General features: G+C 50.3%; 13 protein-coding genes and 1 other RNA gene. 9 read left to right on the top strand and 5 right to left on the bottom strand.

Translation table 11 applies throughout. The annotated features are described in order from the left end of the window. Nucleotides 1–111 precede the first annotated feature (111 nt). Nucleotides 112–1,479 (bottom strand): signal recognition particle protein, encoded by a 1,368-nt coding sequence (gene ffh, locus K2184_RS27080; RefSeq protein ID WP_004114506.1) that lies wholly within the window; start codon nucleotides 1,477–1,479, stop codon nucleotides 112–114. 164 nt (nucleotides 1,480–1,643) lie between these two features. Between ffh and K2184_RS27075 the strand changes: the two genes are divergently transcribed. Next, on the top strand, nucleotides 1,644–2,435 hold the full coding sequence (locus K2184_RS27075) for a cytochrome C assembly family protein (protein WP_004104642.1): 792 nt from the start codon (nucleotides 1,644–1,646) through the stop codon (nucleotides 2,433–2,435). Nucleotides 2,436–2,453: 18 nt separating this feature from the next. Further along, nucleotides 2,454–3,743, top strand: a complete 1,290-nt coding sequence (locus K2184_RS27070) for an HlyC/CorC family transporter (RefSeq protein ID WP_004104643.1) — start codon at nucleotides 2,454–2,456, stop codon at nucleotides 3,741–3,743. Between the two features lie 64 nt (nucleotides 3,744–3,807). Here the strand turns inward: K2184_RS27070 and grpE are convergent, their stop codons facing one another. Further along, a complete protein-coding gene (gene grpE / locus K2184_RS27065) occupies nucleotides 3,808–4,398 on the bottom strand; it encodes a nucleotide exchange factor GrpE (protein WP_004104644.1) in 591 nt (196 codons plus the stop codon). Between the two features lie 125 nt (nucleotides 4,399–4,523). On the opposite strand from grpE, the gene nadK reads away from it, so the two are divergent. From nadK to bamE, 3 genes are all read left to right on the top strand, one after another. Further along, on the top strand, nucleotides 4,524–5,402 hold the full coding sequence (gene nadK, locus K2184_RS27060) for an NAD(+) kinase (protein WP_004104646.1): 879 nt from the start codon (nucleotides 4,524–4,526) through the stop codon (nucleotides 5,400–5,402). Between the two features lie 86 nt (nucleotides 5,403–5,488). Beyond that, nucleotides 5,489–7,150: a DNA repair protein RecN gene (gene recN / locus K2184_RS27055; RefSeq protein ID WP_024274572.1), complete on the top strand. Its 1,662-nt coding sequence runs from the start codon at nucleotides 5,489–5,491 to the stop codon at nucleotides 7,148–7,150. A 147-nt stretch (nucleotides 7,151–7,297) separates the two neighbouring features. After that, nucleotides 7,298–7,639 (top strand): outer membrane protein assembly factor BamE, encoded by a 342-nt coding sequence (gene bamE / locus K2184_RS27050; RefSeq protein ID WP_004104649.1) that lies wholly within the window; start codon nucleotides 7,298–7,300, stop codon nucleotides 7,637–7,639. 70 nt (nucleotides 7,640–7,709) lie between these two features. Here bamE and K2184_RS27045 read toward each other — a convergent pair whose 3' ends face one another. Both K2184_RS27045 and K2184_RS27040 read right to left on the bottom strand, forming a co-directional pair. After that, nucleotides 7,710–8,000: an RnfH family protein gene (locus tag K2184_RS27045; RefSeq protein WP_049593537.1), complete on the bottom strand. Its 291-nt coding sequence runs from the start codon at nucleotides 7,998–8,000 to the stop codon at nucleotides 7,710–7,712. Next, nucleotides 7,990–8,427 carry a type II toxin-antitoxin system RatA family toxin gene (locus K2184_RS27040; protein ID WP_004104653.1) on the bottom strand — a complete coding sequence of 146 codons (438 nt, stop codon included), beginning with the start codon at nucleotides 8,425–8,427 and terminating at the stop codon, nucleotides 7,990–7,992. The genes K2184_RS27045 and K2184_RS27040 overlap by 11 nt, the downstream gene beginning before the upstream one ends. Nucleotides 8,428–8,576: 149 nt before the next feature. Here K2184_RS27040 and smpB point away from each other — a divergent pair, with 149 nt between their 5' ends. The 4 genes from smpB to K2184_RS27020 all read left to right on the top strand — a co-directional run bounded on the left by smpB (nucleotide 8,577) and on the right by K2184_RS27020 (nucleotide 11,933). Beyond that, nucleotides 8,577–9,059 carry an SsrA-binding protein SmpB gene (gene smpB, locus K2184_RS27035; RefSeq protein WP_004104655.1) on the top strand — a complete coding sequence of 161 codons (483 nt, stop codon included), beginning with the start codon at nucleotides 8,577–8,579 and terminating at the stop codon, nucleotides 9,057–9,059. Nucleotides 9,060–9,202: 143 nt separating this feature from the next. After that, nucleotides 9,203–9,566, top strand: a transfer-messenger RNA (tmRNA) gene (gene ssrA, locus K2184_RS27030). Nucleotides 9,567–9,731: 165 nt separating this feature from the next. Then, a complete protein-coding gene (locus K2184_RS27025; protein WP_196552893.1) occupies nucleotides 9,732–10,961 on the top strand; it encodes an integrase domain-containing protein in 1,230 nt (409 codons plus the stop codon). Between the two features lie 207 nt (nucleotides 10,962–11,168). Continuing rightward, nucleotides 11,169–11,933 carry a DUF4365 domain-containing protein gene (locus tag K2184_RS27020; RefSeq protein WP_439237806.1) on the top strand — a complete coding sequence of 255 codons (765 nt, stop codon included), beginning with the start codon at nucleotides 11,169–11,171 and terminating at the stop codon, nucleotides 11,931–11,933. Nucleotides 11,934–11,958: 25 nt separating this feature from the next. Here the strand turns inward: K2184_RS27020 and K2184_RS27015 are convergent, their stop codons facing one another. Then, complete coding sequence (locus K2184_RS27015) at nucleotides 11,959–12,927, bottom strand: IS5-like element IS903B family transposase (protein ID WP_439237805.1); 969 nt, start codon at nucleotides 12,925–12,927, stop codon at nucleotides 11,959–11,961. Between the last annotated feature and the right edge of the window lie 259 nt (nucleotides 12,928–13,186).

Genomic DNA, 13,186 nt, shown 5'->3' with positions numbered 1-13,186 from the left:
TGGAAGGGCTCCGCAGATACCCTAAATTGGGTACCTGCGAGTAATTCATAGCCAGAGCGCGCCAACAATGGGACAGGAAAGAAGGGCGCGCCGGCAGCAATAGCCACAATACTATCGGCCTCCGGGGAAACCTGGCGGCATCATACCTTTCATTCCACGCATCATCTTCATCATGCCGCCTTTCGACTTCATCTTCTTCATCATGCGCTGCATATCGTCAAACTGCTTGAGCAGACGGTTCACATCCTGCACCTGCATTCCGCAGCCTGCGGCGATACGGCGCTTACGCGAACCTTTAATAATTTCCGGTTTAGCGCGCTCTTTCAGCGTCATCGAGTTGATGATGGCTTCCATACGCACCAGCACTTTGTCGTCCATTTGCGATTTAACGTTGTCCGGTATCTGCCCCATGCCCGGCAGCTTGCCCATCAGGCTGGCCATACCGCCCATGTTTTTCATCTGACGCAGCTGCTCAAGGAAATCGGTCAAGTCAAAACCATCGCCTTTTTTCAGCTTAGAGGCCAGCTTTTCAGCCTGCGCGCGGTCGACCTTACTTTCGATATCCTCGATCAGGGACAGGACATCGCCCATGCCGAGAATACGGGAAGCGATACGATCCGGATGGAACGGCTCCAGCGCTTCGGTTTTCTCGCCAACCCCGAGGAATTTAATCGGCTTGCCGGTGATATGACGAATCGACAGCGCCGCGCCGCCGCGGGCGTCGCCGTCCACTTTGGTCAATACAACACCGGTTAACGGTAGCGCTTCGTTAAACGCTTTCGCGGTATTCGCCGCATCCTGGCCGGTCATCGCATCGACAACGAACAGGGTTTCTACCGGATTAAGCGTTGCATGGACCTGCTTAATCTCGTCCATCATAGCTTCATCAACGTGCAGACGACCAGCGGTATCCACCAACAGCACGTCGTAGAATTTGAGCTTCGCTTCTTTCAGCGCGGCATTAACGATATCAACCGGTTTCTGGCCAACGTCAGACGGAAAGAAATCGACGCTAACCTGCTCTGCCAGCGTTTCCAGCTGTTTGATCGCCGCGGGACGATAAACGTCAGCGGAAACCACCAGGACTTTCTTCTTGTGCTTTTCACGCAAGAATTTACCCAGCTTAGCGACGCTGGTCGTTTTACCCGCCCCCTGCAAACCGGCCATCAGAACTACGGCAGGCGGCTGCGCGGCTAAATCGAGCGCCTGGTTCTCTTCGCCCATCGCGGCAACCAGTTCGTTGCGCACGATTTTGACGAACTCCTGCCCCGGGGTCAGGCTTTTATTAACTTCATGACCAACCGCGCTCTCTTTTACACGGTTGATGAAGTCGCGAACCACAGGCAGAGCAACGTCCGCCTCCAGCAGCGCCATGCGCACTTCGCGCAGAGTATCTTTAATATTGTCTTCAGTAAGGCGTCCGCGGCCGCTAATGTTGCGCAGCGTACGCGACAAACGATCGGTTAAATTATCAAACATTGTCTCTCGCCTGAGGTGGAAACGGTCGGTCGCCGCAGCGACACAAAAACGGAATGGGCGCAGTATAACACGACATAAACGCGAATGTGCTGCAACGGTTGGAGCCAGACTCGCGTGACGTTATACTGCTTCTCTCTACTATTTAGTCAACAGTCGACGCGCATATGCCTGTTTTTGCTCTACTCGCCCTTGTCGCCTACTCCATCAGCCTCGCGCTGATCGTCCCTGGTCTGTTACAAAAAAACAGCAGCTGGCGGCGGATGGCGATTCTTTCCGCAACTATTGCGTTGATTTGTCACGCCTTTGCGCTGGAGTCACGCATTTTTCCCGGCGGCGAAAGCGGGCAAAACCTCAGCTTATTAAACGTGGGATCGCTGGTTAGCCTGATGATCTGTACGGTGATGACCATCGTCGCATCGCGCAATCGCGGCTGGCTGCTGCTGCCCATTGTCTACACCTTCGCCCTGATCAACCTCGCGTTCGCCACCTTTATGCCGAACGAGTACATCACGCATCTGGAAACCACGCCGGGGATGTTGGTCCACATCGGCCTGTCGCTCTTTTCTTATGCTACGCTGATTATCGCCGCGCTCTACGCTCTGCAGCTGGCGTGGATTGACTATCAGTTAAAGAACAAACGATTGACCTTCAGTAGCGAAATGCCGCCGCTGATGAGCATCGAACGTAAAATGTTTCATATCACCCAGATAGGCGTGGTGCTGTTAACCCTGACGCTGTGTACCGGGCTGTTTTACATGCATAACCTGTTTAGTGCGGAAAACATTGATAAAGCCGTACTCTCTATCGTGGCGTGGTTCGTTTATATCGTCCTGCTTTGGGGCCACTATCATGAAGGGTGGCGCGGACGCCGGGTCGTCTGGTTTAACGTGACTGGCGCAGGCCTGCTGACGCTAGCCTACTTTGGTAGCCGCGTATTGCAACAGTTCATGAGCTAAGTCTTTAAGGAATCCCTAGTGGAACATATCTCCACCACCACGCTGATCGTAACGCTGATCATCATGGTGGTTATCTCCGCCTATTTCTCCGGTTCTGAAACCGGCATGATGACGCTAAATCGCTATCGCCTGCGTCATATGGCCAAACAGGGTAATCGTCAGGCAAAACGCGTTGAAAAGCTGCTGCGCAAACCTGACCGTCTGATTAGCCTGGTCCTCATTGGCAATAATCTGGTTAATATTCTCGCTTCGGCGCTCGGCACCATCGTGGGTATGCGCCTGTACGGCGATGCAGGCGTTGCCATTGCCACCGGAGTTCTGACGTTCGTGGTGCTGGTATTTGCCGAAGTGCTGCCCAAAACCATTGCGGCGCTCTACCCGGAAAAGGTCGCCTATCCCAGCAGCCTTCTGCTCGCGCCGCTGCAAATACTGATGATGCCGCTGGTGTGGTTGCTCAACACCATCACCCGCATTCTGATGCGCATCATGGGCATTAAAACCGATATCGTCATTAGCGGGGCGCTCAGCAAAGATGAACTGCGTACTATCGTTAATGAATCACGCTCGCAAATCTCCCGCCGCAATCAGGACATGCTGCTGTCGGTTCTGGATCTCGAGAAAGTTAGCGTGGACGACATCATGGTCCCGCGCAATGATATCGTCGGTATTAATATTAACGACGACTGGAAGTCCATTGTCCGCCAGCTGACCCACTCTCCCCACGGCCGCATCGTGCTGTACCGCGACACCCTTGACGATGCCATCAGCATGCTGCGGGTACGCGAAGCTTATCGCCTGATGACGGAGAAAAAAGAGTTCACAAAAGAGGTAATGCTGCGCGCCGCCGACGAAATTTACTTCGTGCCGGAAGGGACGCCGCTCAGCACCCAACTGGTAAAATTCCAGCGCAACAAAAAGAAAGTGGGCCTGGTGGTGGATGAATATGGGGATATTCAGGGCCTGGTCACAGTTGAGGATATCCTCGAAGAGATCGTCGGCGATTTTACGACCTCCATGTCGCCTACGCTTGCAGAAGAGGTAACGCCGCTTAACGATGGTTCAGTGATTATCGACGGTACCGCCAACGTACGTGAAATCAATAAAGCATTTAACTGGCATCTGCCGGAAGATGAAGCGCGAACCATTAACGGTATCATTCTGGAAGCTCTCGAAGAGATCCCTGCCCCCGGCACCCGCGTGCGCATTGAACAGTATGATATCGATATTCTTGATGTTCAGGAGAATATGATTAAACAGGTGAAGGTTATGCCGGTAAAACCCATTCGTGAAAGCGTGGCGGAGTCATAGCATACCTGGCACGGTGCAGGTCTGAATAGAAAAACGGCTACCTCATGGTAGCCGTTTCGCTTATTTACTTCGCTTTCGCTACGGTTACCATCGCCGCGCGAATAGTACGGCCATTCAAGGTGTAGCCCTTTTGCATAATGCCCAGAACGTTACCTGCCGGTACGTCCTCGGACTCAACCATCGCAATGGCCTGATGCACGTTCGGATCCAGCGGCACGTTAGTATCGCCAATGACTTCCACGCCAAACTTACGAACCACGTCCAGCATCGACTTCAGCGTCAGTTCGATACCTTCAACCATCGGCGCCATATCCGGGTTGGCTTTATCAGCCACTTCCAGGGCGCGGTCCAGGCTGTCGATGACCGGCAACAGTTCGTTGACGAACTTCTCAAGCGCAAACTTATGCGCTTTTTCGATATCCTGCTCGGTACGACGGCGCAGGTTATCTTCATCGGCTTTCGCACGCAGCAATACTTCACGTTCGCGCTTCTGGGCTTCAACGAGCTGAGCTTCCAGATTCGCAATTTTTTCATCGCGCGGATCCACCTGCTCAGCCGAAACCTCAGGCTCTACCGCCTCAACGTCATCGTGCTGCTCCGTGATAATTTCTTCCGGGGCTTGCCCCTCAGGCGTTTTCTGTTCTTTACTACTCATGAATTTCTCCGCGTTTTTTTTCGCATTCATCTCGCTAACTTCGCTTATTATGGGGATCAGTTTCCGGGTTTCAAGGGAACGCAGCCAGATTGTCACTATTCATTTAACTCAAGGACATCCAGATCATGAAGAATCACTTCAAGTGTATAGGCATTGTGGGACACCCTCGTCACCCAACCGCGCTGACCACACATGAAATGCTCTGGCGCTGGCTGTCCAGCAAAGGTTATGAAGTTCTGGTTGAGCAGCAAATCGCTCATGAATTACAGCTCAGCAATGTGAAGACCGGGACGCTGGCGGAAATTGGCCAGCAGGCAGACCTGGCCGTCGTGGTTGGCGGCGATGGTAATATGCTCGGCGCGGCGCGGACGCTGGCGCGCTACGATATTAACGTTATTGGCATTAACCGCGGAAATCTCGGCTTTCTGACCGACCTCGATCCGGACAACGCGCTACAGCAGCTCGCTGATGTGCTCGAAGGCCACTATATCGCTGAAAAACGCTTCCTGCTGGAAGCTCAGGTCTGTCAGCAGGATTGCCAGAAGCGTATCAGCACGGCGATTAACGAAGTCGTCCTGCACCCCGGTAAAGTAGCGCATATGATTGAGTTTGAAGTCTATATTGACGAGGTGTTTGCTTTCTCTCAGCGCTCAGATGGGCTCATCATCTCCACGCCCACCGGCTCCACGGCCTATTCCCTCTCCGCCGGCGGGCCGATCCTCACCCCTTCGCTGGATGCTATCACCCTGGTGCCTATGTTCCCGCATACGCTTTCGGCCCGGCCGCTGGTGATCAACGGTGACAGTACTATTCGCCTGCGTTTTTCGCAGCGCTGCAGCGACCTCGAAATTAGCTGCGATAGCCAGATAGCGCTGCCCATTCAGGATGGAGAAGATGTGCTGATCCGCCGGTGTGATTATCACCTTAATCTCATCCATCCTAAAGATTACAGCTATTTCAATACATTAAGCACTAAGCTTGGCTGGTCGAAAAAATTGTTCTGATTTTATAGCCAGCCCCTTTACTGGATAAAAAACCCGATTATACTGTACGAAAACACAGTAATGGTTTTTCATACAGGAAGGCAGCTATGTTGGCACAACTCACTATCAGTAATTTTGCTATCGTTCGTGAGCTGGAAATCGATTTTCACAGCGGTATGACCGCCATTACCGGCGAGACCGGCGCCGGTAAATCGATCGCTATCGACGCGCTGGGGCTGTGCCTGGGCGGTCGGGCGGAAGCCGATATGGTGCGCAGAGGCGCCAGCCGGGCTGATTTATGCGCACGCTTCTCCCTGAAAGACACGCCGGCCGCACAACGCTGGCTGGAACAAAACCAGCTCGAAAGCGGGCGTGAGTGTTTACTTCGCCGCGTTATCAGCGCAGACGGCCGCTCTCGCGGCTTTATTAACGGTACGGCGGTGCCTTTATCCCAGCTCCGCGAACTGGGACAGCTTCTTATCCAGATCCATGGCCAGCATGCGCACCAACTGTTGACTAAGCCTGAACATCAGAAGACCTTACTTGATGGCTATACCGGTGAGTATGCGCTTACTCAGCTAATGGCTGAGCGCTATCGTCAGTGGCACAAAAGCTGCCGCGATCTGGCGCAGCATCAGCAGCAAAGCCAGGAGCGCGCCGCGCGTGCGGATCTGGTGCAGTATCAACTAAAAGAGCTCAACGAGTTTAATCCGCAGCCGGGCGAATTCGAGCAAATTGATGAAGAGTACAAACGTCTGGCCAACAGCGGCCAATTGCTGTCGACCTGTCAGCATGCGCTGTCGGTGATGGCAGACGGCGAAGAATCCAATCTGCAAAGCCAACTCTATGCCGCAAAGCAGCTGGTGAGCGAGCTGGTTGGTATGGACAGTAAACTCTCCGGAGTGCTGGATATGCTTGAAGAAGCATCTATTCAGCTTAGCGAAGCCACGGACGAGCTGCGTCATTATCACGATCGCCTCGATCTCGATCCGAATCGTCTGTTCGAACTGGAACAACGTATCTCCCGACAGATTGCCCTGGCGCGCAAGCATCAAATTACGCCCGAGGAGCTTCCAGAATTTTACCAGTCGCTGCTGGAAGAGCAGCGTCTGCTGGATGATAGCGCCGGTTCCCTGGAATCCCTCAGTCAGATGGTCGTGGAGCATCATCAGTTAGCCCTTGAGACGGCGAAGCAGCTACATGCCCTGCGTCAGAATAGCGCTGATGAGCTGACTCAGTTAATTACGGAAAGTATGCACTCACTTTCAATGCCACACGGTATATTCTCCATTGATGTCGCGTTTGATGAGCGTCATCTCACCGCTGAAGGCGCAGACCATATTGAATTCCGGGTAACCACCAACCCGGGTCAGCCGCTGCAGCCAATCGCTAAAGTTGCTTCCGGAGGCGAACTCTCGCGTATTGCGCTGGCGATTCAGGTGATCACTGCGCGGAAAATGGAAACTCCGGCATTGATTTTTGATGAAGTAGATGTCGGTATCAGTGGCCCTACGGCAGCGGTGGTGGGCAAACTGCTGCGCCAGCTAGGTGAGTCAACCCAGGTGATGTGCGTTACCCACTTACCGCAGGTGGCCGGTTGCGGACATCATCATTTCTTCGTCTGCAAGGAAACAGACGGTGAAATGACCGAGACGCATATGCACCCTCTGGATAAACGCGCTCGCTTGCAGGAACTGGCCCGTCTGCTGGGCGGCAGTGAAGTCACTCGTAACACTCTGGCAAACGCGAAAGAGTTGCTTGCCGCGTAAACTTTTTGATTTTCACAGAGTCATAGTGAACAGCAAATTGCCGATAGACCTGCAGCCGAAGGTTCCCAACCGGGCAAAGGTCTATTATCATCGGCATATTACAGATGAGCCACGTACTGCTCGGGCCCAAAAAGGAATCAAATCACTATGCGCTGTAAAACGCTGACTGCTGCCGCAGCGGTTCTTCTTATGTTGACCGCAGGCTGTTCCACTCTGGAACGAGTGGTTTACCGTCCTGACATCAACCAGGGTAACTATCTGGCACCAACCGATGTAGCAAAAGTTCGTGTCGGCATGACGCAACAACAGGTTGCCTATGCCTTGGGTACGCCGATGATGTCGGATCCGTTTGGCACTAATACCTGGTTCTACGTTTTCCGTCAGCAGCCTGGGCATGAAAAAGTTACCCAGCAGACGCTTACCCTGACCTTTAACAGCAGCGGTGTGCTGACCAACATTGATAACAAACCTGCCCTGACGGCGGAGTAATAAAGCTATCAATACACAAAAAGCGCTCATTGAGCGCTTTTTTTATATCTGCATCTTTGGTGCGAAACGGTTACTTTCCGGCGTTTTTCTCCGCCCGCTGACGACGTAGCTCTTTCGGGTCAGCAATCAACGGACGATAGATTTCGACCCGATCGCCATCATGGACGCGATCCTGAAGCTTAGCCGGGCGGCTATAAATTCCCACTTTGTTTTTCGTCAGCTCGATATCGTCACGTAGCGCCAGAAGACCGCTGGCAACAATCGCCTGCTCGACCGTCGCCCCCTCCTCAAGCTTGACGCTTTGCAGATACTGTTTTTCCGGCAACGCGTAGGCCACTTCAACCACGATTTTAGCCGGCACTGTAGACCTCTTTAGCGCGCGTCGTGAATGCCTGAACCATATTCATGGCCAGTTCTTTGAAGATACGACCAAACGCCATTTCAATCAGCTTATTGGTGAATTCAAAATCGAGATGAAACTCAATTTTGCACGCTTCCGGGCTTAAGGGGATAAATTTCCAGCCGCCAATCAGCTTTTTAAACGGACCATCGACCAGACTCATCAGGATGCTCTGGTTACTGGTGAGCGTATTTCGCGTTGTGAAGGTCTTACTGATACCCGCTTTGGATACGTCAACCGCCGCAGTCATTTGCGTCGGCCCAAGCTCCAGAACCCGGCTACCGGTACAGCCCGGCAGAAAATCAGGGTAGGACTTTACATCATTTACCAGTTGATACATCTGTTCAGCACTGAACGGCACCAGCGCGGTACGGCTAATCTGAGGCATAGCAGGTTCCACATATAAACACAGGGCAAATAATATCATTTATCTGCTGCTAAAAAAAACGCTGTACCGCAACTCGTGCTAAGATAGCCCATTACGCCTCGCAGGAAGATTGAGGTACGACTGTTTTAAGACGATGACTTCAGGATACTATGACTAAGAAAAAAGCCCACAAACCTGGATCAGCCACCATTGCGCTGAATAAACGCGCTCGTCATGAATACTTTATCGAAGATGAATACGAGGCGGGTCTTGCCCTGCAGGGATGGGAAGTAAAATCTCTCCGCGCAGGTAAAGCCAATATTGGCGACAGCTATGTCATTTTGAAAGATGGCGAAGCCTATCTGTTTGGCGCCAACTTCACGCCGATGGCGGTAGCGTCCACCCACTACGTATGCGACCCAACGCGTACCCGTAAGCTTCTGCTCAATCAGCGTGAACTGGATACCCTATACGGACGTATCAACCGTGAAGGTTACACCGTGGTCGCTCTTTCCCTGTACTGGAAGAATGCCTGGTGCAAAGTCAAAATCGGCGTAGCGAAAGGTAAGAAACAGCACGACAAGCGCACCGATATAAAAGATCGCGAGTGGGCAGTTGATAAAGCCCGCATTATGAAACACGCAGGTCGTTAATTGCCCTTCTCTTGAGGGTCAGCCAGCTGGCCCTCACGCTATATTGTTGTTGATGCTGATTTTTCATCCACTCTGGCGCCATAATCCTCAAAACGAGGGCTGGTCAGCGCATTCATAAATCTGTTATACTCAACGTACACATTGGGGCTGATTCTGGATTCGACGGGATTTGCGAAACCCAAGGTGCATGCCGAGGGGCGGTTGGCCTCGTAAAAAGCCGCAAAAAAATAGTCGCAAACGACGAAAACTACGCTTTAGCAGCTTAATAACCTGCTCTGAGCCCTCTCTCCCTAGCTTCCGCTCTTAAGACGGGGATCAAAGAGAGGTCAAACCCAAAAGAGATCGCGTGGAGGCCCTGCCTGGGGTTGAAGCGTTAAATCTAATCAGGCTAGTCTGGTAGTGGCGTGTCCGTCCGCAGGTGCCAGGCGAATGTAAAGACAGACTAAGCATGTAGTACCGAGGATGTAGGAATTTCGGACGCGGGTTCAACTCCCGCCAGCTCCACCACTTTTTAGTATTATGACGTATACTGAAGTCTACTAAGCCCGCTTGGAACCAGCCTTGCGGGCTTTTTTACGTCTACAGAAGTCTACTGAGATTTGCTAGAAGCTACTCGTTATGGCACCCTTTTTGGGACCCAATGCAAAGGGTCCCAAAATCGAGGGTCCTAAAATGGCAAAGATCGCTAAGAAACTCACTGACACTGAAATCAAAAATACCAAGCCAGCAGAAAAGGAGATCAACCTTTTTGATGGTGACGGCCTGATGCTACGAATCGCTCCCCTATCAAAGGGTGGTAAGAAAAATTGGTATTTCAGGTATGCAGTGCCGGTAACTAAAAAGCGAACGAAGATGAGCTTAGGAACCTATCCTCATCTCACACTTGCCAAGGCACGGGCTTTACGTGATGAATACTTGTCGCTGCTGGCAAATGGTATCGATCCGCAGATCCACAACAACGATAAAGCTAATGCTCTTAAGGATGCCACTGAGCACACGCTACAAGCGGTTGCTAAGAAATGGTTAGATGAAAAGGTTAAGACCTCTGGTATCTCTCCAGACCACGCAGAAGACATCTGGCGGAGCCTTGAACGAAATATTTTCCCCGGTTTAGGCAACGTTCCTATCAAAGAGATTCGTCCCAAGCTCTTAAAACAACATCTTGACCCCATAGAACAACGAGGCGTATTGGAAACCCTACGCCGTATCATTTCACGTCTAAATGAAATCTTCCGTTGGGCTGCGACAGAAGAACTTATTGAGTTTAATCCTGCTGACAATCTCGGCCAGAGATTTAGCAAACCCAAAAAGCAAAATATGCCAGCTTTACCACCAGATGATTTACCCCGATTCTTAATTGCTCTATCTAACGCGTCTATACGGCTCGAAACACGTCTTCTAATTGAGTGGCAACTCCTTACGTGGGTTCGTCCGGGAGAAGCTGTCCGTGCTCGGTGGAATGATATTGACGAAGATAATCGATTCTGGAACATCCCCGGTGAGTTTATGAAGATGAAGCGCCCTCACAAGATTCCGCTGAGCAAAGAGGCTATGCGCATCCTTGAGTTAATCAGACCAATCAGTGGTCATAGAGAGTGGGTTTTCCCAAGTATCAAAGCCCCGCTTAATCACATGCATGAGCAAACAGCTAATGCTGCAATCATCCGAATGGGATTCGGTGGTGAACTGGTAGCTCACGGAATGCGTTCTATAGCAAGAACGGCTGCTGAAGAAAGTGGTAAATTTAGAATAGAGGTGCTTGAATCAGCCTTAGCTCATACCAAGAACAATGAAATCATAGCCGCTTACAATCGTGCTGAGTATCTTGCTGAAAGAACACAGTTGATGCAGTGGTGGGGAGATTACGTTCAGGCGCAGAAGCGTAGAGCTATGGCAGCATGAAAGTACATTGAAGATGGCAACAACAATAGTGCTGTATTTTTCTACAGCACATGATTTTACAATAGAAAATGTTTACTGATTTCCTCTTGCCACGTTGTTATGGTTCAAACTTCAAGCAATGATTTTAGGTCCATCGCTATGTTATCGCTTGAAAATGGTATTATATAAAAAGAGGAAATTATACGAAGAGCAAGATTGAGAGGCCTGATGAACGCTGGAGAGATTGGAACTGAAGCCGGACGTATTTTTGAATACAACTTACCAAGCCATTGGATTTTCCGAAGCCAAGAAGATCAAAATGATTTTGGTATTGATGGAGAAATTGAACTCAAAGATGGTAGTGGCAAAGCTCTTGGAAAAGAGAGTGTTTTCAAAGTTCAGATTAAGGGTGAAGAGAACTCAACTTTTATTCATGATAATAGCTTATTATCATTTACCCTGAAAACAGAGCGTTTGAGATATTACTTTGAATTTAAAGTACCTGTTATTTTAGCTGTAGTAGAAATCTCCTCTGAGAAAATATTTTGGCTACCCTTAACTAACAATGAAATATTAAGAGAAAAGGCATCAAAATCTAATCAAAATGAAACCATTCAAGTTCATATTCCAATTGAGAATACGTTAGTAAGAAAAGATATTGCTTCAGCAAATAAAATATTAGATGCTGTCATGGATTGTTGGGATCACTTGAATATTAAGGGACTTAAGGATTCTGTTGTCAGATATCCTATCATTAGTCCGTCGTCACTCGATAAGAAAATTGAAGATATAGGTGAAGCATTATATAAAGCGTATCACCAGCAGCTGGATAATCTTTTATCTGAAAGAAAATATGACTCGGTTTTTGAACGTTCTACCGAAATAAGCAATTCACCAATAGTTCCAGCAAAAGATAGATTTATCGCAGTATTATATTACTTGCAAGCATTCCAAATTTCTCCGGCTTTGTTGAATAAATCAGATTTCGGGTAAGTCTCCCCCGTAGCGGGTTGTGTTTTCAGGCAATACGCACGCTTTCAGGCATACCTGCTTTCGTCATTTTGTTCAGCGCTCGTACCAGGGCCATAGCCTCCGCAACCTGACCATCGTAGTCACGCAGCGTCAGTGAACCCCCGAACAGCTGTTTTACCCGGTACATCGCCGTTTCCGCTATCGAGCGACGGTTGTAATCTGTTGTCCATTTCCACCGCGCATTACTCCCGGTCATTCGCTGATTAGCCACTGCACGGTTACGGTCTGCATATTCACCGGGCCAGTAACCCGCACCTTTTCGGGGAGGGATAAGCGCGCTGATTTTCTTACGCCGCAGTTCATCGTGACAGAGCCGGGTGTCGTAAGCGCCGTCTGCCGCTGCTGCCCTGATTTTTCTGTGAGTCTGCCGGATAAGACCCGGGAAGGCTTCTGAGTCCGTCACATTGTTCAGCGACAGGTCAGCGCAGATGATTTCATGTGTTTTACTGTCAACGGCGAGATGCAGCTTACGCCAGATACGGCGGCGTTCCTGGCCATGCTTTTTGACTTTCCACTCGCCTTCACCGAAGACCTTCAGCCCGGTGGAATCAATTACCAGGTGTGCGATTTCACCCCAGGTGGGCGTTTTGAAACTGACATTAACCGACTTTGCCCGCCTGCTGACACAGCTGTAATCCGGGCAGCGTAGCGGAACGTTCATCAGAGAAAAAATGGAATCAATAAAGCCCTGCGCAGCGCGCAGGGTCAGCCTGAATACGCGTTTAATGACCAGCACAGTCGTGATGGCAAGGTCAGAATAGCGCTGAGGTCTGCCTCGTGAAGAAGGTGTTGCTGACTCATACCAGGCCTGAATAGCTTCATCATCCAGCCAGAAAGTTATGGAGCCACGGTTGATGAGGGCTTTATTGTAGGTGGGCCAGTTGGTGATTTTGAACTTTTGCTTTGCCACGGAACGGTCTGCGTTGTCGGGAAGATACGTGATCTGATCCTTCAACTCAGCAAAAGTTCGATTTATTCAACAAAGCCTTTTTTTATATACGATCTGACGAATTCAGCAGAAGGAAACTCATCATTCGTGACGAAATAAAAATTAGTTTCCCCATTAATATAGAAATGAGTGTTTACTCACAGAAAGAAAATCAGGAGTAATTATTCTGAAGACAGATAATACAGAAGTCGTACAGCGCATTTAACTCACTTCTCAGGAGGTTAATCACTCTCTATTTGTGGACAACCGACATGTCTTAAGGCTC

The organism is Klebsiella sp. K5-306 (assembly GCF_051835185.1).
In the GTDB taxonomy this organism is placed as follows: Bacteria; Pseudomonadota; Gammaproteobacteria; order Enterobacterales; family Enterobacteriaceae; genus Klebsiella; species Klebsiella oxytoca.
The sequence above is the reverse complement of the archived record's forward strand: the minus strand, read 5'-3'. Positions and strand labels throughout refer to the sequence as shown.

Excerpts from the sequence above, each read along its gene's own strand:
- K2184_RS27040 (WP_004104653.1), bottom strand. The coding sequence starts at position 8,427 with ATGCCTCAGATTAGCCGTACCGCGCTGGTGCCGTTCAGTGCTGAACAG.
- smpB (WP_004104655.1), top strand. The coding sequence starts at position 8,577 with ATGACTAAGAAAAAAGCCCACAAACCTGGATCAGCCACCATTGCGCTG.
- K2184_RS27025 (WP_196552893.1), top strand. The coding sequence starts at position 9,732 with ATGGCAAAGATCGCTAAGAAACTCACTGACACTGAAATCAAAAATACC.
- bamE (WP_004104649.1), top strand. The coding sequence starts at position 7,298 with ATGCGCTGTAAAACGCTGACTGCTGCCGCAGCGGTTCTTCTTATGTTG.
- K2184_RS27075 (WP_004104642.1), top strand. The coding sequence starts at position 1,644 with ATGCCTGTTTTTGCTCTACTCGCCCTTGTCGCCTACTCCATCAGCCTC.
- K2184_RS27020 (WP_439237806.1), top strand. The coding sequence starts at position 11,169 with ATGAACGCTGGAGAGATTGGAACTGAAGCCGGACGTATTTTTGAATAC.
- grpE (WP_004104644.1), bottom strand. The coding sequence starts at position 4,398 with ATGAGTAGTAAAGAACAGAAAACGCCTGAGGGGCAAGCCCCGGAAGAA.
- recN (WP_024274572.1), top strand. The coding sequence starts at position 5,489 with ATGTTGGCACAACTCACTATCAGTAATTTTGCTATCGTTCGTGAGCTG.
- nadK (WP_004104646.1), top strand. The coding sequence starts at position 4,524 with ATGAAGAATCACTTCAAGTGTATAGGCATTGTGGGACACCCTCGTCAC.
- ffh (WP_004114506.1), bottom strand. The coding sequence starts at position 1,479 with ATGTTTGATAATTTAACCGATCGTTTGTCGCGTACGCTGCGCAACATT.